Annotated in this window: 19 protein-coding genes; 11 read left to right on the top strand and 8 right to left on the bottom strand. The window is 73.6% G+C overall.

Annotated elements, in window-relative coordinates:
- Positions 1-299: 299 nt before the first annotated feature.
- Together ABZ635_RS15590 and ABZ635_RS15595 are read right to left on the bottom strand one after the other, a co-directional pair.
- Positions 300-1124 carry an NAD(P)H-binding protein gene (locus tag ABZ635_RS15590; RefSeq protein WP_357764845.1) on the bottom strand — a complete coding sequence of 275 codons (825 nt, stop codon included), beginning with the start codon at positions 1122-1124 and terminating at the stop codon, positions 300-302.
- Between the two features lie 54 nt (positions 1125-1178).
- Positions 1179-1751, bottom strand: coding sequence for a DNA-3-methyladenine glycosylase I (locus ABZ635_RS15595; protein WP_357764848.1), 573 nt, complete (start codon positions 1749-1751; stop codon positions 1179-1181).
- Positions 1752-1906: 155 nt separating this feature from the next.
- Between ABZ635_RS15595 and ABZ635_RS15600 the strand changes: the two genes are divergently transcribed.
- From ABZ635_RS15600 to ABZ635_RS15620, 5 genes are all read left to right on the top strand, one after another.
- Positions 1907-2530, top strand: a complete 624-nt coding sequence (locus tag ABZ635_RS15600; RefSeq protein ID WP_357764851.1) for a GNAT family protein — start codon at positions 1907-1909, stop codon at positions 2528-2530.
- Between the two features lie 291 nt (positions 2531-2821).
- A complete protein-coding gene (locus ABZ635_RS15605; RefSeq protein ID WP_357764853.1) occupies positions 2822-3772 on the top strand; it encodes an ABC transporter ATP-binding protein in 951 nt (316 codons plus the stop codon).
- A complete protein-coding gene (locus ABZ635_RS15610; RefSeq protein WP_357764855.1) occupies positions 3769-4548 on the top strand; it encodes an ABC transporter permease in 780 nt (259 codons plus the stop codon). The genes ABZ635_RS15605 and ABZ635_RS15610 overlap by 4 nt, the downstream gene beginning before the upstream one ends.
- A 14-nt stretch (positions 4549-4562) precedes the next feature.
- Positions 4563-5360 carry an ABC transporter permease gene (locus tag ABZ635_RS15615; RefSeq protein WP_357764858.1) on the top strand — a complete coding sequence of 266 codons (798 nt, stop codon included), beginning with the start codon at positions 4563-4565 and terminating at the stop codon, positions 5358-5360.
- A 68-nt stretch (positions 5361-5428) separates the two neighbouring features.
- Entirely contained in the window at positions 5429-5851 is a 423-nt protein-coding gene (locus ABZ635_RS15620) for a glyoxalase (RefSeq protein ID WP_357764861.1), read from the top strand.
- 134 nt (positions 5852-5985) lie between these two features.
- Here the strand turns inward: ABZ635_RS15620 and ABZ635_RS15625 are convergent, their stop codons facing one another.
- Complete coding sequence (locus tag ABZ635_RS15625) at positions 5986-7737, bottom strand: ABC transporter ATP-binding protein (protein ID WP_357764864.1); 1752 nt, start codon at positions 7735-7737, stop codon at positions 5986-5988.
- Positions 7734-9545, bottom strand: a complete 1812-nt coding sequence (locus ABZ635_RS15630) for an ABC transporter ATP-binding protein (RefSeq protein WP_357764867.1) — start codon at positions 9543-9545, stop codon at positions 7734-7736. Before ABZ635_RS15630 ends, ABZ635_RS15625 begins: the two co-directional genes overlap by 4 nt.
- Positions 9546-9771: 226 nt before the next feature.
- On the opposite strand from ABZ635_RS15630, the gene ABZ635_RS15635 reads away from it, so the two are divergent.
- The 6 genes from ABZ635_RS15635 (at position 9772) to ABZ635_RS15660 (ending at position 15016) form a co-directional block, all read left to right on the top strand.
- Complete coding sequence (locus tag ABZ635_RS15635; protein WP_357764870.1) at positions 9772-11742, top strand: M3 family metallopeptidase; 1971 nt, start codon at positions 9772-9774, stop codon at positions 11740-11742.
- Positions 11743-12005: 263 nt separating this feature from the next.
- The gene (locus tag ABZ635_RS15640) at positions 12006-12188 is read left to right on the top strand and encodes a DUF4244 domain-containing protein (RefSeq protein ID WP_357764872.1); all 183 of its coding nucleotides are present in this window, start codon (positions 12006-12008) and stop codon (positions 12186-12188) included.
- Positions 12166-12525, top strand: a complete 360-nt coding sequence (locus ABZ635_RS15645) for a TadE family type IV pilus minor pilin (protein WP_357764875.1) — start codon at positions 12166-12168, stop codon at positions 12523-12525. The genes ABZ635_RS15640 and ABZ635_RS15645 overlap by 23 nt, the downstream gene beginning before the upstream one ends.
- Positions 12526-12773: 248 nt before the next feature.
- On the top strand, positions 12774-13172 hold the full coding sequence (locus ABZ635_RS15650) for an Rv3654c family TadE-like protein (protein ID WP_357764878.1): 399 nt from the start codon (positions 12774-12776) through the stop codon (positions 13170-13172).
- Between the two features lie 216 nt (positions 13173-13388).
- A complete protein-coding gene (locus tag ABZ635_RS15655; RefSeq protein WP_357764880.1) occupies positions 13389-13952 on the top strand; it encodes an RNA polymerase sigma factor in 564 nt (187 codons plus the stop codon).
- On the top strand, positions 13940-15016 hold the full coding sequence (locus tag ABZ635_RS15660; RefSeq protein WP_357764883.1) for a CU044_5270 family protein: 1077 nt from the start codon (positions 13940-13942) through the stop codon (positions 15014-15016). Before ABZ635_RS15655 ends, ABZ635_RS15660 begins: the two co-directional genes overlap by 13 nt.
- Before the next feature lie 58 nt (positions 15017-15074).
- On the opposite strand, the gene ABZ635_RS15665 is transcribed toward ABZ635_RS15660, so the two are convergent.
- The 4 genes from ABZ635_RS15665 to ssd form a co-directional block, all read right to left on the bottom strand.
- Positions 15075-15806: a type II secretion system F family protein gene (locus tag ABZ635_RS15665; RefSeq protein WP_357764886.1), complete on the bottom strand. Its 732-nt coding sequence runs from the start codon at positions 15804-15806 to the stop codon at positions 15075-15077.
- A 93-nt stretch (positions 15807-15899) separates the two neighbouring features.
- Entirely contained in the window at positions 15900-16583 is a 684-nt protein-coding gene (locus tag ABZ635_RS15670) for a type II secretion system F family protein (protein ID WP_357764889.1), read from the bottom strand.
- Entirely contained in the window at positions 16571-17839 is a 1269-nt protein-coding gene (locus ABZ635_RS15675; RefSeq protein ID WP_357764892.1) for a TadA family conjugal transfer-associated ATPase, read from the bottom strand. The genes ABZ635_RS15670 and ABZ635_RS15675 overlap by 13 nt, the downstream gene beginning before the upstream one ends.
- Complete coding sequence (gene ssd / locus ABZ635_RS15680) at positions 17836-18984, bottom strand: septum site-determining protein Ssd (RefSeq protein ID WP_357764894.1); 1149 nt, start codon at positions 18982-18984, stop codon at positions 17836-17838. The genes ABZ635_RS15675 and ssd overlap by 4 nt, the downstream gene beginning before the upstream one ends.
- Positions 18985-19933 lie beyond the last annotated feature (949 nt).

Here is a 19933-nt window from a genome sequence, read left to right on the forward strand (position 1 = left end):
GTTTTCTGCGGGTTTCCTGTTCTCGCAGGTGGAGGCGGTGTTCTCCGGTGCGGACGTCGCGGCCTTCGTCGTCGATGCCCCGGCGTGACCGCCATCGAGCCCTCGTCCGCGGCCGTCCGCGCAGGGGGTGCGGCCCTGTTCGTCGCCGAGCGGGCGCCGCCGCGCGTCCGGCCCCGCTCCGGGTGCGGGCCGGGCCGTGGGGAGTGTCCGCGGAACGTCCGGAAGTGCCGTGCTGGCCCGACGGGGCCGGGGAAGGGGGTGCGCGCCGCGCACCGGGCCCGGTCGGGTGGTGCGCCGCGTTACCCGGTGAACTCCGCCGCGTGCTCGGCGGCCCACTGCGCGAGGGTGCGCCCGGAGCGGCCGGTCACGCGCGGCACGGTGTCCTGTACCCGGCCGCCGACCTCCGGCGGGTTGGCGGCCAGGTCGAGCGCGAACGCCACGTACTCCTCGTCGTGCCCCCGCTCGCGCAGGCGCCGGGCGTTCTCCTCCGGGTCGAGTCGGACCGGGGTGACCGTCCGGCCGGTCGCGGCCGACAGCCGGGCGGCCTGGTCCTCCGGGGTGAGGGCCTCGGGGCCGCTGATCAGGTACGCCTGCCCGCCGTGGCCGTCCTCGGTGAGCGCGGCGACCGCCACGGCGGCGATGTCGGCCTCGTGCACCATGGCGCTCGGGTGGTCGCGGGACACCCGCATCACGCCCTCGGCGCGGATCTCCTCTGCGTGCTCCAGGAGGTTGGCCATGAACTCGACCGGGTTGAGGAAGGTCCACGTGAGCGCGCTTGCGCGCAGGGCCTCCTGGACGCCGCCCTCGTAGAAGTCGGACAGCACCGTCACCCGGCGCACGCCCGCTTCCTGGGCCAGCGCGACCAGACGGGGTCCGGTCTCCAGCGGTGCGTGGTCGTCGCCGCCGAAGGTGATGAGGTGCAGGCCGTCGACGCCTTCGAGGTGGGGTGCGACCGACTCGGGGTCGGTGAGGTCGCCCTGGACGGCCTCCGCGCCCTCGGGCAGGCCCGGCCGCGCCCGTCGGGCGTCGCGGGTGAGCGCGCGCACGGGGTGTCCGGCGGCGGCGAGTCGGCGGACGATCTCGCTGCCGACCGTTCCGGTGGCCCCGGCGATGAGAAAGGTCATGACACTTCCTTCCGTAGTGCGTACAGTACAGCGTACGGCAACGCTGCGGGCGCCTCAGACGGGCTTGGCGGGGCACCCGTCCAGGTGGTCGTCGACCAGCCCGTTGGCCTGGAGGTAGGAGTACACGATGGTGCTGCCCACGAAGGTGAACCCGCGCTTCTTGAGGTCCCGGCTGAGCCGGTCGGACAGGTCCGTGGTCACCGGTACCTCCTCCGGGGACGCCCAGTGGTTGACCACCGGATCGCCACCGACCCACCCCCACAGGTAGGGGTCGAAGGCGCCGAACTCCTCACACACCCGGAGGAAGGCCTGCGCGTTGCGCACGGCGGAGGCCACCTTGAGGCGGTTGCGGACGATTCCCGGGTCGGCGAGCAGCCGGTCGGTCTCCGCCGGGCCGTATGCGGCGACCCGCTCGACGTCGAAGCCGTCCATGGCGCTCCGGTAGTTCTCCCGCTTGTTCAGCACCGTGGACCAGGACAGCCCGGCCTGGGCGCCCTCCAGCACGAGCATCTCGAACAGGTGCCGGTCGTCGTGCGAGGGCCGCCCCCACTCGGTGTCGTGGTAGGCGGTCATGAGCTCGGAGGCGTTCCGGGCCCAGGCGCAGCGGCGGTTCTCGGTGTCGGTCACGTGGCGCTCCTCAGCGGTGTGGTCGTGTCGGTCGGCCCATCGTCCCGGACACCGGTGACGGTCGGCGGACATCCCCGAAGGGGCGGGGAACGTCGTGTCGCCGAAGAGGCGAAAACACGTTGTGCCGTGCGGGGGGCCGGGGAAAGGATGGGGGTGTGACAAGCGCAGACACCCCTTCCGGCCCCCGGAGCGGCGACGCCCCCGGTGCCCCGCGACCCCGCCCCGACGCACCCCGGGTGCGGTTGGTCGAGATGACCGAACCCGTGCTCGCGGCGCTGGCCGAGGGCGACACCGAGACCGCGGGCGCGCTCCTGGGCACCGAGCTCGGCGCGCACTTCGCCACCGAGGAGATGCGCTGGCTGAGCCGCTACCGGCTCGGGCAGATCCGTGCGGTGCCCTCCCGCGCGGGCTGGCTCACCAGCCTGGTCGTGGACGCCGACCACGGATGGGCGGTGGGCCACGCCGGGTTCCACGGTCCGCCGGACGAACGCCGGATGGTGGAGATCGGCTACTCCGTGGTGCCGGAGAGGCGTCGCCGGGGCTACGCGCGGGCGATCGTGGTCGAACTGCTGCGCAGGGCCGACGCCGCTCCCGGCGTGGCCGTGGTGCGGGCCTCGATCCGTCCGGACAACACCGCCTCGTTGGCCACCATCGCGGGGTTCGGCTTCGAGCACGTCGGCGAGCAGTGGGACGACGTCGACGGCCTGGAGCACGTCCACGAACGCCCCTCGCCCCATCCGCCCTCCGGCTCGGGTTCCGACGCGCTCGTTCCTGAGTGAACGGCGGGCGCGGCCTCCGAGCCGGAGGGCGTACCAGCGCTCCGACGCACGGTCGCACTCGGGTAACCGCGCGGGCTCCGTCTGGCGCGCCGGCCCCCGCACTGGTATCGCGCCGGGGCCGGAGGGGCCGCGCTGACCTGGCGGCTCCCCCTCTCTCCGAACCCCGTCGAACGCCGGGAGGGCACCCTCCGTTACCGTCTGACCCGTGCCCGTCCCCCACGGTCGCGCCCCTGCCCTCGGCTGCCCGCTCCGACCCCGTCACCCCCCCCACCCCCATGGAGGAGCCAGCACGTGAGTGCTCTCAGCATCAGCGGTCTCAGGCGCGTCTACCAGCGCAAGGGGGGTGATCCGCTGGAGGCGCTGCGCGGCGTCGACCTGGAGATCCCGCGAGGAGAGGTCCACGGGCTGCTCGGGCCCAACGGCGCGGGCAAGACGACCCTGTGCAAGATCATCTCCACGGTCCTGCTCCCCACCTCCGGAACCGTCCGGGTGCTGGGACACGACGTGGTCACCGACACCGCCGCCGTCAAGAACTCCCTCGGGATCGTCTTCGGCGGGGACAAGGGCGCCTACGACCGGCTCACCGCGCGGCAGAACCTCACCTTCTGGGCGTCGGTCTACGGGCTGAGCGGGGCCGCGCGCCGCAGACGGGTCGAGGAACTGCTGGACCGGGTCGGTCTCGCCGACCGCGCCAAGGACCGGGTCGGCGGGTTCTCCCGGGGCATGAAGCAGCGCCTGCACCTGGCGCGGGGGCTGGTCTCCGACCCCGGGGTGCTCATCCTGGACGAACCCACCGTGGGCATGGACCCGGTGGCCGCCCGCGACTTTCGCGCCCTGGTGGGCGAACTGCGCAGCGGCGGCACCACCGTCCTGCTCACCACGCACGACATGGCCGAGGCGGCCGCGCTCAGCGACCGGGTCTCCCTCATCGACCAGGGCAGCCTGGTGATGACCGAGACCCCGTCGACCGTCGGCGCGCTGATCTCGGCCTACGAGCGCGTGGACGCGCGCGGGGTCCCCGAACCCCTACGCCAACGTCTGGGCGCCCTGCCGGGCGTGGTGTCGGTGACCGGGGCCGAGAGCGGGCTGACCCGCGTGGAGACCGAGACGCCGCAGGCCACGCTGGCCGTGCAGCGCGCGCTGGTGGATGCCCAGATCCGCGACGTCTGCCTGAGCCGCCCCAGCCTGGAAGAGGTGTACCTGCACCTGGTGGGCGACCGGGGGATGGCGGTGGGCCGGTGAGGCGGCTGCTGACCTCCTTCACCCTGGGGTTCGGGTTCCAGACCCGGGCGATGTCCCGCAGCGCCGACACCTACTTCTCCCTGATCGGGGCCCCGTTCACCACGGCGGTCCTGATGTCGATGGTGCTGTACTCCGGCCGTTCGGACCTGGCCGCCTACGCCGTCGTGGCACCCACCCTCATGTCCCTGTGGACCGCCGCGCTGATGTTCTCGGGCGAGATGATCAGCGAGGACCGGGAGAACGGTCGGCTGGAACCCCTGGTGGCCTCTCCGGCCTCCCTGCCGTCACTGGTCTTCGGGCGCCTGTGCGGGGCGATGCTCATCTCCCTGCCCGCGTTCGCGCTGGCCGTCCTGGTGGCGGGAGTGGGCTTCGGGCACTGGATCACCATCCACCACCCCGCGGTGTTCGTCCTGGCCATGGTGGCCACCGCCCTGGGCACGGCCGCCACGACGACCGCGCTCTCGGCCCTGTTCATCGCCACGCCCAACCCCAGGATCGTGCAGAACACCCTGTCCATGCCCATGTTCCTGCTGGCCGGGGTGATGGTCCCGGTGGCCCTCTACCCCGGATGGGTGGAGGGGGTCAGCCGGGTGCTGTACCTGTCCTGGGCCGCCGACCTGTTCCGCGACTCCCTCACACCCGGGCCGGTCGAGGCCCTCGCACTCCGGCTGCTCACCGTCCTGGCACTGGGCGCGCTCGCCCTGGCGGTGGGCTCGCTCACCCTCGTCCGCTTCCTGCGGCGCGCCCGCGCCGAGGGCACACTGTCCCGCGTCTGAAGAGGGGAAGAACCGTGATCTCACCCGTCCGGGCCGCGCGCACGGTGCGCCACAGCGCGGTCATCGCCCGAGCCGACTTCCACACCTTCTACACGTGGCGGAGCTGGCTGTTCGGCTGGCTGGTGCGGCTGCTGTCCCAGGTGGTCTTCTACACCGCGGTCGGCGCGCTGGTGGGGGACCCGGAGTACACCCGCTACGTCGTCCTGGGCGCCGCGCTCACCCTCTGCGTGGCCGAGACCATGATGGCGGTGGCCTCCACCTGCTGGGACCGCCAAGCGGGCACGATGGGACTGTTGACCGCCTCCCCGGTCGAACCCGGCCTGCACTACTTCGGGCGCAGCCTGCAAAAGCCCGGATCGGCGATGGTGACCACCTCGATCGCCCTGCTGGCCGTCCCGCCGTTCTTCGGGATCGGCTGGACGTGGTGGCAGGTGCCCCTACTGGTCGGGATCGTCGTCCTGACCTGCCTGTCCACCTACTGCATGACCCTGCTCGTCGCCACAGCGGCGCTGGTCTTCGCGGAGGCCCGCAACGTGATCAGCACCGTGACGACCGTGACCGTGACGGCGATCTGCGGAGCGATGGTACCGGTGGCGTTCTGGCCGACCCCGCTCCAGTGGGCCGCCCAGCTCCTGCCCGTCACGCACGGGCTGACCGCCGTGCGCGCGGTCGAGGCGGGCGCCCCGGCCACGGCGGTCCTGGCCGCCCTGGGGCTGATGCTCCTGGCCGCCGTCTGCTGGCTGGCCCTCGCGATGCTGTCCTTCCGGCGGATCTTCGCGCGGGCCCGTACCGGCAACGACCTGCTCGACTGAGGGCTCCGGCCCGACCTCGGCTCCTGCTCCATCCGACGCGTTCCCCCCCACGAGAGAGGCGACACCGCATGACGACCGACCACACCGAAGGCCCCGAACACGGCGACCCGGAGCCGGACACCTCCACCGGGTTCGGGTTCGGCCTGCACCACGTGCTGATCTGCCACCCCCCGGGAGGCGAGGACGCGTGCCGCGCCTACTACGTGGACCTCCTCGGCTTCGTCGAGGTCGCCAAACCCCCGGCCCTGGCCGTACGCGGAGGCCTGTGGGTCCGCGCGGACGCCCTGGAGATCCACCTGGGGGTGGAGGAGGACTTCGCGCCGCAGCGCAAGGCCCACCCCGGGATCATGGTCCGGGAGCTGGACGCCCTCGCGGAGCGGATCACCTCGGCGGGGTACGCGATCACCTGGGACGAGAACATCCCGGGCTACCGGCGCTTCCACACCTTCGACCACAACGGCAACCGCCTGGAGTTCCTCACCCCGGCCTGACCCGCGAGCTGACGCGGCCCCGTGGCGCGGGGCCCCGGCCCAGGCCCCGACCCCCCCACCGCGCACCACGGGCACGGCGCGGCGGGGCGCGACGGGGCGTGACCAGTGCGGGCCGGGGCGGCCCGCACGACCGGTCAGTCGGTGCCGTGCCAGGAACTCCACAGGGCCGCGTACGCCCCTCCCGCTGCGATCAGCTCGTCGTGGGTTCCCAACTCGGTGACGCGCCCCTCCGCGACGACGGCCACCCGGTCCGCGTCGTGCGCCGTGTGCAGCCGGTGCGCGATCGCGATGACCGTCCGCCCCTCCAGCACCGCCGCCAGCGACCGCTCCGTGTGCCGTGCGGTCCGCGGGTCCAACAGAGAGGTGGCCTCGTCCAGCACCACCGTGTGCGGGTCGAGCAGCACCACGCGGGCCAGGGCCACCTGCTGGGCCCGGGCGGGGGAGAGCGCCTCGCCACCCGAGCCCACCCGGGTGTCCAAGCCCTCCGGCAGCCCGCCGACCCAGTCGGCGTCCACCGCGTCCAGGGCCGCCAACAGGGTGGAGTCGTCCACGGAACCGCCGCCGTCGGCCGCGATGGCGAGGTTCTCCCGCAGGGTCCCGGTGAACACGTGGTGCTCCTGGTTGACCAGCACGATCCGCTCGCGCAGCACCTCCGGGGCGAGCTCCGCGACGGGCACCCCGCCCAGCAGTACGCGCCCGGAGCCCGGGGAGTCCGCGCCGGACAACAGGCGACCGATCGTCGACTTGCCCGCGCCGGAGGGCCCCACCACCGCCAGCCGCTCACCGGGCCGAACCGTGAGGTCGATACCCCGCAGCACGTCGTGCCCCGGCACGTACGCGTAGCGCACGCCGCACAGTTCGATCCGGTCGTCCGACGGCACGAGCCCCGGGTCCGCGGATTCCTCCGGCAGCCGCTGCACGCCCCGCAGGCGCGCGAACGACGCGGCGGCCCGCTGGAGCTCCTCCAGCCTCTGGGTGACGCCGATGGTGGGGTCCACCATCTGCTGCACGTACAACAGGCAGGTCACCAGGGCGCCCAGGCCGATCCCGCCGTTCAGGTACAGGAAACCGCCCACCAGCAGGACGACCGCGACCGGCAGCACGAAGACCGACTCCGCCACCGGGAACAGCACCGACCGCAGCCGCAGCCCACCCCGGCGGGCCCGGTACAGCACGCCCACGTCCCGGTCCGTCACCCGACGGCGGTCCGCCTGGACGCCCAGACTCTCCACGGTGCGGCCGCCCTCGGCGGTGGCCGAGGTGCCCTCCAACGCGGCGGACAGGGCGGCGCCCTCCGCCAGGTAGGTCTCGCGCGAACGCCGCAGGTACCAGCGCGCGGCGGGCCACACCAGAGGGAAGCCCACCAGCGCGCACAGCCCCAGCAGCGGGTGCAGCCAGGTGACCGCGGCCACCAGCACCACGACCTGGAGCACCCCCATGCTGATCTCCGGCAGCGCGCCCCTCAGACTGGTGCCCACGTTTCCCACGTCGGCGGAGGCCCGCGTGGTGAGGTCTCCGGTGCCCGAACGCTCCACCACACGGGTGGGCAGCGTGAGCACCCGGCCCACGAAGTCCTCCCGCAGGCGCCGCAGCACGTGTTCGCCGAACCGGTAGACGGCGCGGCGCGCGTACCGGGTCAGCAGGAGCTGGACGAACGCGGCCGCGAGCACACCCGCGGCGAGCAGGTCGATCCTGCCCAGGGTGGCCGTGCCCGCCTGCACCATGTCGACGATCCGACCCAGCAGGTAGGGCCCGACCAGTCCGGCGCCGGTGGCCAGACAGCTCAGCAGGACCGCGCTCGTCGCCCGCCCGCGCTCGGCCCGCAACAGCTCGACGGTGTCCCTCCGGACCTCGGCGCGGTCGGCGACCGGGAGTCGCTGGCTCATGCGGGCATCCCTTCGTCGTGGGTGTCGTCGACGGCGACGTCGGACCGGCCGTCCTCCTGGTCGGAGGCGCCACGGAAGACCAGCCTCCGGTAGTCCGGCCGTTCGGTGAGCAGAGCGCCGTGGGTACCGACCGCGGCGACCCGCCCGTCCACGAGGAACAGCACCCGGTCCGCGCGGTCGAGCAGGAGCGGAGACGTGCCCGCGACCACGGTGGTGCGTCCGGCCCGCGCCGTGTGCAGACGTTCGGCGACGGTCGCCTCGGTGTGCGCGTCCACGGCGGAGGTGGGTTCGACCAGCAGCAGCACCTCGGGGTCGGCCAGCAGAGCCCGGGCCAGCCGGACCCGCTGCCGCTGGCCGCCGGAGAGGTTGCGGCCCTGCGGTTCCACCGGGGAGTCCAGCCCGTCCGGCAGCGAGGTGACCACGTCGTCGGCACCCGCCACGCGCAGCGCCGCCCTGACCTCTCCGTCACCGTGGGTCCCGTGCGGGTCCAGGACCTCGCGCAGGGAACCCGCGAACAGGTGGGAGTCGTTGTCGGACACCAGCACGCGCCGACGCACCTCCCCGAGGTCGACGTCGCGCAGCGGCACACCACCCCACTCGGTGTTGGACACGCGGTAGCGGCCAAGCCGGTCCACCACGGCGGCGGCCTCCCCGGGGTCGGCGCTGACCAGCGCGGTCGTCAGACCGGGAGGGACGCTCACCCCGGACTCGGGCTCGACCATCGGCGCGTCCCGAGGCGGGCCGGGCAGGTCCCGGCCGCTCCCGGTCCGCGCGGGTTCGAGGGTGAGCAGGTCGAGCACGCGGCGCACGGACACCAGGCCCTCGATCACCGAACTGGCGCCCTCGATGATGAAGAACACCGGCAGGATGAGGATCGCGACGTACGCGTACACGGCGACGGTCTCGCCCACGGTGATCTGCCCGTTCACCGCCAGACGGGCGGCCACCCAGGTGACCGCCCCGAGGAAGACCACCGGCAGGCAGGCACTCACCGCGTGGAACCAGCTCGTGGTCTCGCTGACCCGGTAGCCCTGGCGCAGCACCTCCCGCGAGCGCTCCTCGTACCGGCGGGCGAAGTGCGACCGTCCGCCGATCCCGCACAGGACCCGCAGTCCGGACACGATGTCGGCGGCCAGTGCCATGGCGCGGCCCTGGTGTTCGCGGTAGACGCTCTGGTGTCCGTGCAGCCTCCCCATCAGCGGCCCCACCACCGCGGCCAGCACCGGGACGCCGAGCACCACGATCGCGGCCAACGGCGGCGAGATGGTGAACAGCAGGACCGACACGCCCCCGTAGGCCACGACCGACCCCACGCCGGGGCCGGTCATGGTGAGGATGTGGGCGATCCGCAGGACGTCGGAGGCCTGCACCGTGGAGAGCTCGCCGGAGGAGACCCGCCGTGACAGGGTCGCGCCGAGTACCGTGGCGTGCCGGGTGACCACACGCATGGTTCGGTGGGCGGCGTCCGTGCGGACCAGGAACATCGTGCGGTGCCGCAGGATCGACACGATCGCGGTCGCCACGGCCATCGCCGCTCCGGCCCCCGCCCACAGGGTGAGAGCGCGGGGGTCCTCGGCGCGCAGACCGTCGTCGATGGCACGGGCCATCAGGTAGGGCGGGAACACCAGCCCCACCATCCACAGGGTGCCGAACAGGGCACCGCGCAGGACGCGCCACGGCTGACGGGCGATCAGCCACCACACGAACCGGGCGGGGCCGCGCAGGTCCGGCGTACCGACGGGGGGAAGGGCCGAACGGGGGAGCGGGTGGGTCCCCCAGGGGCCGGGAACGCCCGTGTTCTCGGGCAACTGACACCTCCGAGTGCGCTGGGTCACAGCCATGAAACCAGGCCCGCGCCGCACTGTCAGGACGCCCCCCACCGGTACGGGCCCGGCCCGGGCCGCGGGCGCCGCCCCGCAGCGGCGCTGCGCCGAGTGACCGCACGTCAGCCCTGGGTAAGGGGGTGACAGCCGGGCGGCAGCAGGATAGAACGGCACGAGCGCCCGACCCTCAACGAACGAGGAGCACCACCCCTTGACCGCCAACCCGTTCCTGTCACCCAGCGAACTGCCCTACCGTCTTCCCGACTTCGCGGCGGTCCGCGAGGAGCACTTCCTGCCCGCCTTCGAGCAGGGCGTGGCCGAGCACCTCGCCGAAGTGGACGCGATCGCCCGCAACCCGGAGCCCGCGACCTTCGACAACACCATCGCCGCGCTGGAGCGCTCCGGCGCGACCCTCCGACGAGTGGAGGTCGTGCTCAACACGCTGACCGGCTCCGATGCCACCGACGGCATCCGCGAGATCGAGAAGGAGATCGTCCCCCGCTCCACCCGGCACAGCGACGCGATCTCCCTCAACCGCGAGCTGTGGGCCCGGATTCAGCAGGTCAGCACGGACGACCCGCAGGAGGCGTGGCTGCTGGAGCGGTACCGGCTCGACTTCGTCAAGGCGGGAGCCGACCTCGGCGAGCGGGAGCAGGAGCGACTGCGCGAGCTCAACGCCCGCCTGGCCGAGCTCGGCACGGAGTTCTCCCGCAACGTCGTGCGGGCCACCGGGGAGTCGTCACTGGTCACCACTGACGCCACCGACCTCGACGGCCTGGACGCGGCCCAGATCGAGGCGATCCGCCAGGGCGACGAGTACGTGCTGCCGCTGCTGAACACCACCGTGCAGCCCGCGCTGTCCCAGCTCACCAACCGCTCCACCCGCGAACGCCTGTACACGCTGAGCCGCGACCGCGCCCCGGAGAACCTGGAGATCGGCGCCCGCATGGCCGAGCTGCGCGCCGAACGCGCCCAGCTGCTCGGATACCCCGACCACGCGGCCTACAAGGTCGCCGACCAGACCGCCAGGACCGTCGAGGCGGTCGAGGAACGCCTCGGACAGCTGGTCGGCCCGGCCCTGCGCAACGTCGAGAAGGAGGCCCGGGCGCTCGCCGAGTACGCCGGGCACGAGATCGAGCCGTGGGACTGGCCCTACTACACGGAGCAGGTCCGCAAGGCGCGCTACGACTTCGACGAGAGCGTCCTTCGGCCCTACTTCGAGCTGGGCCGCGTGTTCGAGGACGGCGTCTTCCACGCGGCGACCCTGCTGTACGGGGTCACCTTCACCGAGCGTCCCGACCTGCGCGGCTACCACTCCGACATGCGCACGTGGGAGGTGTTCGACGGCGACGGCACCCCGCTCGGCCTCTTCCTGCTCGACCCCTACGCGCGTGCCACCAAGCGCGGCGGCGCGTGGATGCACAACCTGGTCGACCAGTCGTACCTGCTGGACGAACTGCCGGTGGTGGTCAACAACCTCAACATCACCAAGCCCGTCTCCGGACCCACCCTGCTGACCTTCGACGAGGTGGAAACGGCCTTCCACGAGTTCGGCCACGCGCTGCACGGCCTGCTCTCCGCCGTCCGGTTCCCCAGGGTCGAGGGCACGAGCGTGCCGCGCGACTTCGTGGAGTTCCCGTCCCAGGTCAACGAGATGTGGGCCCTGTGGCCGGAGGTGCTGTCGAACTACGCCAGGCACCACGAGACCGACGAGCCCGTCCCCGCCGAACTGGTGGGGCGCCTCACCGCCGCCAGCCAGTTCAACCAGGGTTTCGGCACCTTCGAGTACCTGGGCGCCGCACTGCTCGACTGGGCCTGGCACCGGTTGGCGCCGGGGGAGACCATCGAGGACCCGGCGGCCTTCGAGCGGCGGGCCCTGGAAGCGGCGGGGGTGCTGCACCCGCTGGTGAGCCCCCGCTACCGGAGCACGTACTTCCAGCACATCTTCTCCGACGACGGCTACAGCGCGGGCTACTACTCGTACGTGTGGAGCGAGGTGCTGGACGCGGAGAGCGTCGAGTGGTTCAAGGAGCACGGCGGCCTCACCCGCGCGGGCGGCGACAGATTCCGGGAGAAGGTGCTCTCCAAGGGCGGCAGCGTCGACCCGATGGCGGCGGTCACCGACTTCCTCGGCCGTGAGCCCGGCATGGGCCCGCTGCTGACCCGCAAGGGCCTGAACTAGGGTCCGTGGCGCCGGTCGTCGCGCGAGTCGGGTGGGGCCCGGTCCGGTCGGACCGGGCCCCACCTGTTCGGAGGCGCGTCGGCTCGTCCCCAGGGGAGGTCGACCGCGATGGCGCGGGCGACGACGGCAGCTGTCCACAGGACCGGGTGACGACGGGGGTTGTCCACAGGCCCGGGCGACGTCTTCCGATCCGGTGCCCCCGGCCGCACCCTGGAAGGACCGGGCGGCAGGACCCTCCCCGCCCGGAACCCCAGGGAGGTCCCGTGTCCCCTTTCCCGAGCCCGAACCCCGTCCGCTCCGACCACGGCATGAGCACCGCAGAGTACGCCATGGGAACGGTCGCGGCGGTGGCCATCGCGGGGGTGCTCTACCTCATCGCCACCAGCGAGACGGTGTCGGCCGCCCTCACCGCGGTGTTCGTCGATGCGCTCCAGCCCCGCCACTGACCGGGGCGGCTCCGTGACGATGGAGGCGGCCATGCTGCTGCCCACCCTCATGCTGGTGTTGGCCGTCGCACTCGGCGCGGTCGCCGCGGCCGAGGCCCGGCTCTCCTGCGCCGACGCCGCCCGGATCGGGGCCCGTGCCCTGGCCCGTGGCGAGACTCCGGACCGGGCCCGGGCCCTGGCGCTGTCGGCCGCCCCGGACGGGGCCCGTGTCGAGCTGACCGAAGGCGGCGGGACGGCGCGGGTCACCGTGCGCGCCGAACTGCGGATCGGCCCCCTGCGGGCCCCGCCACTCGGTGTCCGTGCCGAGGCGGCGGTCCCCCTGGAGGAGCCGCCGTGACCCGGATGGCCCGTGCGGCCCGGCACGCTCCCGCGCCCGGGTGCGTCTGCGGCCCGCTGACCCGACCGCTCTCTCTCATCCGTCCGTGGCACGGCGACCGGAGGCCCGCGCAACCTCGCGCGTCCCCCCGCACGTGCTTCAGTGCTGGTGCTGGTGCTGGTGCTGGTGCTGGTGCTGGTGCTGGTGCTGGTGCTGGTGCTGGTGCTGGTGGCGCCGGGCGGCGCCCGCGCCCTGCTCAGCGCGCTCCCGTGACCCCGTTCCAGTCCCGGCCACCGGGCGGGAGCGGGGCGGGCGGCCGGGCGGACTCCGGGTCCGCCACCGTCTGGTGGATCTCGGTCAGCCTGGTGCTGTGGTTCCTCGTCCACACCGTGCTCCTCACCGCCGCGGCCCGCCTGGACCGCGACCGTGCGGCCACCGCCGCCGACCTCGCCGCGCTCGCGGCGGCGGCACGGGCGCACGAGGGAACCCCGCATGCGTGCGAGAGCGCCCGGCGCACCGCCGAGGCCAACGGCGCGACCCTCGACTCCTGCGAAGCGGAGGGGTTCACCGTCGAGGTCACGGTGTCCCTCACCGCCACCGCTCGGGCCCACGAGGTCGTGGCGCGCTCCCGGGCCGGACCGGTACACGGAGCCGGGGAGACACCCTGACCCCGTCTCCGGCCCGCGCCCTCCGGGTGCGCCCGTGGTCCGTTCCACCCCTAACCTTCCAGGTGGGAGAGGGCGTAACGGCCCCTCCGACCTCCAGTCGCGGGCCAGAGCGCTGTGTCCCGGACCACATGGCGGTCGTCGAAGAAGAGTCACCTCCCGACCGAACACACACCCCCTCCGCGGACATAGACGGGTGAGAGAACGGGAGGAACGCCGATGCGAGAAGGCCGAGCCGGAGACGAACACTCCGACCGCCGCGACTTCAACGACATGTTCGAAGAGCACTACGACGCGGTCTACCGCTACGCGCGCCGACGTGTGGGGCCCGATCAGGCCGACGACGTCGCTTCGGAGGCCTTCGCGGTGGCATGGCAGCGCCGGGGACACGTACCGGCGGGACAGGAACTGCCCTGGCTGTACGCCTGCGCCCGCCGGATCGGGCTCGCCCACATGCGTTCCGCGCGACGGCAGGGGCTGATCGCCGAGTCGCTCGGACAGGAGACCGGCCCCCGCCACCACGACGACGCCGACCAGTTCCTCGACCGTGCGGGCGCCCTGGCGGCGCTGGCCCGGTTGACGGAGGTCGAACGCGAACTCGTGATGCTCGTGACCTGGGAGGGGCTGGACTGCCGCCAGGCCGCGAAGGTGGTCGGCTGCGCGCATGTCACCGCTCGCGGGCGTCTGCACCGGGCTCGAAGAAAACTGACCGCGTTCATGAAGGAAGACGCCCCCGCACCCGCCCGGGTGCGCGTCCCGAAGGAGGTCTCGTGGACGACCTGACCGCACTGCGCAACGCATTCGACGGCACCGACCCCGCCAACGACGTTCGCCCCACCCCCGAGGCCCGGCAGCGGGCGCGTCTGCACGCCATCGCGAAACTGGAGGAACACACGACCATGGCCCGACCCCTGTGGAAGCGCGTCCCCGTCCTGGCCGCCGGAGCGGCGACCGCCGCACTCGCCGTGGGCGCCGGTGTGGTCATCCTGCCCGGTGACGACCACGCGGGCATTCCGCTGGCCTACGCCGCCCAGCCCGACCCCATCGAGGTCACCGGCGGCGACCCGGTCGACGGCACCGAGCCCCTGACCGCGCTGGCCGACGTCACCGAGGCGCGCGGCGCCGCCCCGGGCGACGGGGAGGTGGGCTTCGTCGCCACCACCGGCACACGGCTGCACCAGCTCACCGCCAACGCGGGCGACGACGACCCGGACGAGACCCATGGCTACCGGTTCGTCCCCTACGACTGGACGTCGTGGGAGGACCTGGAGGGCAACACCCGACAGGACTCCGAGCCGAAGCCGCCGCTGGAGACCGGAGGCGAGGAGGCCGACCACGAGTGGTTCCTCGAACAGGGCAGCGAGTCCTACGAGGACACCGTGCACGAGAGCCTCGTGTGGCCCGCCGAGCTGCCGACCGACACCGACGGGATGCTGGAGGCGCTCGCCGACTTCGGTGAGGGCCCGGCCGACGAGTCCCTGCCCGCGCTGGCCAACGCCGCGGACCGGCTCTACGAGTCGCGGCCGCTGTCCGGCGCGGAGGAGGCCGCGGTCCAGCGGGTGTTCGCCGAAGCCGCCGAGGTGGCCTACCTGGGCACCGCGACCGACACGCTGAACCGCGAGGGCGAGCTGTTCGCCTTCACCATCGAGGACGAGGGCCGGGTGAGCGAGGTCCGGTACCTGTACGACGCCGAGGACGGCGCACTGCTGTACCGCGACGTCACCCTCCTGGAGGAGGGGCCCGAGTACGAGGGCGCGGCCAGCTTCGGTCTGGAGTACCCGCTCCTCACCGAGCAGGTCGGCTTCGTGTGGTCGGGTTGGGTCGGCGAGATCGGCGAGCGCCCCTGACCGGACGCCCGGGGTGCGGCGGCCACGGGTTCGCCGCACCCCGCCGCTCGTGCGCGGTTCATCGCGCGAGCGCGGCCAGGAGGAGTTCCGCCGCCATCGGCACGATGCCGATCAGCACGAAGGCGGGCAGGAAGCACAACCCGAGCGGGGCGACGACCAGTACCCCCAGACTCTCCACGCGGGCGGTGGTCACGGCCCGGGACCGCCGACGGAGGTCGCGTACGTGCCGGTCGAGCAGATCGGCCACGGGAGCTCCGGTCTCGGCGGCCCGGGCCAGGTCGGCGCCGACCGCCACCAGGGGCTCGGGCAGGGCCGACCTGCGCCAGGCGGGCAGGGGGTCGGCACCCAGCTCCAGCTGGTCCCGCAGGGAGGCGAGTTCGGTTCCCAGGTCGCCTCGGGCCGCCCCGGCCACCGCCCCCAGACCGGCGGGTACGGTCGCACCGGCACGGACACCCGAGGCGAGCAGACCGATGAGCACGGGAAGGTCGTCGGTGACCGGCAGGCGCGCGGGACGCCGTGCCCTCCTACGGGACCGCCACCACAGGTAGCCGCCCACACCCAGGGCCACGACGACGCCCGCCCCGCCGACCAGAGCGGTCAGCGCGACCGCGGCCACGACCGGGACGAGCAACCGGAGCCAGGACCCCGGCGCGGGCCCGCGTGGCCGTTTTCGGGCTCTGGTGCCCGCCGCCGCGCCGAGGACCCGAGGGACGGAACGCGGACGGTCCGGTCCGCACAGGACCCACACCGCCCCCGTCGCGCACAGCACCGCCGCCACCTCGAAGTACATCTCTCTCCCTCCGTTCGTCGGCTCCGGGCTCCGCACGGAACCAGGGCCGGGTGGACTCCGCTCCGGACCCCGCCCCCCGACCCGGCACCCCGCTCAGGCCACGGCTCTTCGCACCATGCGCAGGGTCCACCAGACGCCGACGAGATCGAGCAGCACGCCCAGACCCAGGCACAACAGGCCCACCGGCGTGGTGAACAGGAACACCAGCGGCGATCCGCCCAGCCCCGCCGACATCGCCATCCCGACCAGCGGCAGCCCGCACAGCACGAGCGCGGTGGTGCGGGGTCCGGCGGTCCGCGCCCACGCCTCGGCCCGCTGCTCCTCGCGTTCGGTCAGGTTCTCCGCGAACTCGTCCACCACCCCGGCCAGTCCGGCCCCGGTCTCCGACGCCACCTCCCAACAGGCCGCGAGCCCGGCCAGGGCCCACAGGTCCTCGTCCCGCGCGGCCGCTCCGCGCAGTTCCGCGGGGTCCGACACCGCGCCGACGAGCGCGCCGCCCTCCACCGCCGCGATCCGCAGGGCGGACTCCGGCGACTGCCCGGCCCTGAGCTCGGCCGCCATCGTCCGGCACAGGCGGATCACCGCCCACCGCCGTTGCGTTCCCTCGCGACGGCGGGTCAGGAGCGCCAGGAGCGGGCGCAGCGACGGCGGGCGAAGCCGTCGGCGCGCACGCTCGGGCCGCCGCCGCGGTACCAGCCGGTACCGGCCCGCACGGGGCACGGACCAGGCCAGGGCCGCCGCCAACGTGGTCACCGCCAGGAGGATCACCGCCGCCACCCTCCGCCCAGCCGGGCCGCCAGCTCCTCCGCGCCGGGGTGCTCGTGTGTGCGTCCGTCCGGGGTGAAGGCCACCGCGGGTTCGGCCCGCACCAGCCCCGAGGCCTCCCGCCGCAGGACCCTGACCTCGGCGAGGCGACGCCCCCGGGCATCCCGGACCAGGTGGACCACCAGCACCCCGGTGGCGGCGAGCTGGCTGTGCACCGCCCCTCGCCCGAGTCCGGCGGCACACCCCATCGCCTCGATCCGGGCGGGCACCTCCTCGGCGCCGTTGGCGTGGAGAGTCCCGGCGCCGCCACGGTGGCCGGTGTTGAGGGCGCCCAGCAACGACACGATCTCCGGGCCACGGGCCTCCCCGACCACGAGCCGGTCCGGGCGCATACGCAGGCCCTGGCGGACGAGGGTCTCCAGGGTGACCTCCCCGCTGCCCTCGACGTTGGCCGGGCGGGTCTGGAGGCGCACCACGTGCGGGTGGTCGGGGCGCAGCTCGGGGGAGTCCTCGGCGAGCACGATGCGTTCCTCGGGGTGGACCAGGGACAGCAGGGACGACAGCAGGGTGGTCTTGCCCGTCCCCGTCCCGCCGCTGACCAGGAAGGGTTCGCGGAGGGCGACGAGTGCGCGCAGCAGGTCCGCGCCGGAGGGGGTCAGGGTGCCGCTGGCGGTGAGCTCCCCGAGCCCGAAGACGCGCCTGGGCGGGACGCGCAGGGACAGGCAGGCGCCGCCGGGGGCGATGGGCGGCAGCACGGCGTGCAGCCGGGCCCCGCCCGGCAGGCGCGCGTCCACGTAGGGGACGGCGGCGTCGAGCCGTCGCCCGGCCTGGAAGGCGAGCCGCTGGGCGAGCCTGCGCACTTCGTCCTCGGAGGCGAACCGCACCCCGTGTATGCGGCGCAGCCCTTCGCCGGAGTCGACCCAGACCTGGTCCGGCCCGTTGACCAGGACGTCGGTGACATCGGCGGTGAGCAGTTCCTCCAGTGGACCGGCCCCGGACAGGTCGGCGGCGAGCCGCCGGGTCATCGTGAGGAGTTCCCGGTCGCCCAGGGCGCCGCCCTCGGCGCGGATCGCGGCGGCGACGTTGGCCGGGGTGACCGGCGTCCCGGTGGCAACGAAGCGGTCGCGGACCCGTTCCAGCACGGTGTCCTCGGCGGGGGACGGGTCCCTGGCCGTGGTGGGCGGCGCGGCGCGGGACACCGGGGAGCGCGGCGCCGGGGTGCCCGGTGCGGGGGCGCGGTGGGCCAGCCGGTCCCAGAGGGCGCTCATCGGGGTCGCTCCTCGCGGACCAGGGCCGCCACGACCCGGTCCGCGTAGCGGGCCAGCGGGGAACGGGGGTGCCGGGCCGGTACCTCACCGACCCGCAGTGCACGGGAGAGCCCGGGTTCGGGTGGTAGGTCGGCTCCCAGCTCCACGCCGAGCGTCGTGGTGACCACCCCGGTGGACAGGCCGCCCCGGGCTCCGCGCACGACGACCCGTACCCGGGTGGCCTCCTGACGGAGCCGTGGGGTCATGCGCGCGGCGGACACCACCGAGTACACGTCGGCGGGGACCACCACGAGGACGAGGGCGGAGTGGTTGAGGAAGACGGCGGTGCCCGGGTCGAAGGAGCGGGGCAGGTCCGCCACGACGAGGTCGGTGCCCCGGCGGGCGGAGTCCAGGACGGCCCGGGCGGCGCCGACCGGGAGGGGGCGGCCCTGTTCGGTGCCGGTGCCGCGCGCCCAGGTGAGTACGTCCACCCGGCCGACCCTGGGCAGGCCGTCGCGCAGGGTACGCCAGGGTAGGCGGCCGCGTTGGCGGACCAGGTCGCCCCAGCCGGTGCGGGCCTGCGGGGCGGCGTGGTCGCAGCCCAGGTAGACGTCGGGCCCGCAGCCCAGCGGGTCGGCGTCGAGCAGGGCGGTGGCCAGTCCGGCGCGTTCACCGGCGAGGGAGAGGGCGGCCGAGAGCAGGCTGGCTCCGGCGCCGCCCCGGCCGCCGACGACGGACACCACGGGCGCCGGGGCGCGGTCGGTGACGGAGGAGAGGAGGTCGACGAGGGCGGCCTCGTCCCTGGGCAGCAGGTAGACGCCGTCGCGTCGGGGGCGGTGGTGTTCGGGAGCCTGGTGATGGGGGCGGTCGCCGGGGGCGCCGTGTCCCGGGGCGGCGTGTCCGGGGAGCGCGGCGCGCTCGGGTGCGGGGCCGTCGTCGTGGGAGACGACCGCCACCCGTGGGTGGGGTGGTGGACCGGCGGCGCGGAGCGCGCGGTCCAGGTCGGCGCCGACCACGACGAGGGGGGAGCGGTTCCAGGCACGCAGGGCCTGTTCGGGGTCGGGTGCCACGGTGACCTCGACGGCGGCCGCCGCGGTCAGTCGGAGGAGGTCGTCGAGGAGGGCGGGGTCGGCGGTGGCGATCAGGGTGCGCTGCGGGGCGTCCATCGGGCCTTCCGGGAAGGGCGGGGAACCTGCCCTTTCGACCTTCGCCGAAGGAGGCGCCCGGCGAAAGCCGTCGGCGCGGATCTGTGGATAACCCGGGTGGGGGAGTCGGCCGCCGTGCCCGGGAGTGCCGCCGGAGCGGGCCCCACCCGGCGGGCGGGACACACGTACGGGGGCTGTCCGTGTGTCCCGGCCCGTCAGGCGGGACGGAGCGGAGGTCGTCGAGCGGACCCCACAGGGGGAACTGGGGGCCACTCGGTTCCGGCCTCGGGGGGACAGGCCGGAGTCCGCTCTCCGGGGAAGGGTCCTTCGGGAGCGTGGGTGCGAACGCGCGGAGCCCCGTGCCGGGGTCCGTTCCGTTCTTCTCGCGAGGATCGACGGTGCCACAGTTTCATGGGCGCAATGTCCGTATTTGCGACTCGTGCCCTCAACCAGGAACCCCGGGTTTTGGCCCGGCGATGTCGGCCCTTCGCGCGACTCCGGAACAGACGCTATCACGAGACACTGTCTATCGGTTCGGGAATCCAACAGAGAAACTTCGCCGCACCACCTTTTGGAAGGGGGTTTCGGGGCGGGCAAACAAAGGAGTCGGTGCCCGGAGTCGGCCGGGTGGTGCCCTTCGAGAACCTCTCGCGCCCGCTGCTGCCGGGGCATGGGAGGGCTCGGAAAAAGCGATGTCTTCCCAGGTCACTGCGTAAGGAATGGTGGCTGTGCGCGCGCTCGGGGGAAGCGGAAACGGCACCCCCGGGGGTCATCGGGAGTGCCGTTCGCATGCACGTGCACGTGCGTGAGCAATCGGGAAACAATCGCGCTCGGTGAAGCGTGATCGAAACGAGATGCATCCGAGTTATTACTTGTTGGTAAATCAACGGAGTGGGGAACTGGCGATTATCCGTGGAGCGCCCCGGGATCGCCATCCGGGAACGGCGTCGGGCGAACGGTGTTCGGTTCT

Source organism: Nocardiopsis sp. NPDC007018, from assembly GCF_040635075.1.
Lineage (GTDB): Bacteria > Actinomycetota > Actinomycetes > Streptosporangiales > Streptosporangiaceae > Nocardiopsis.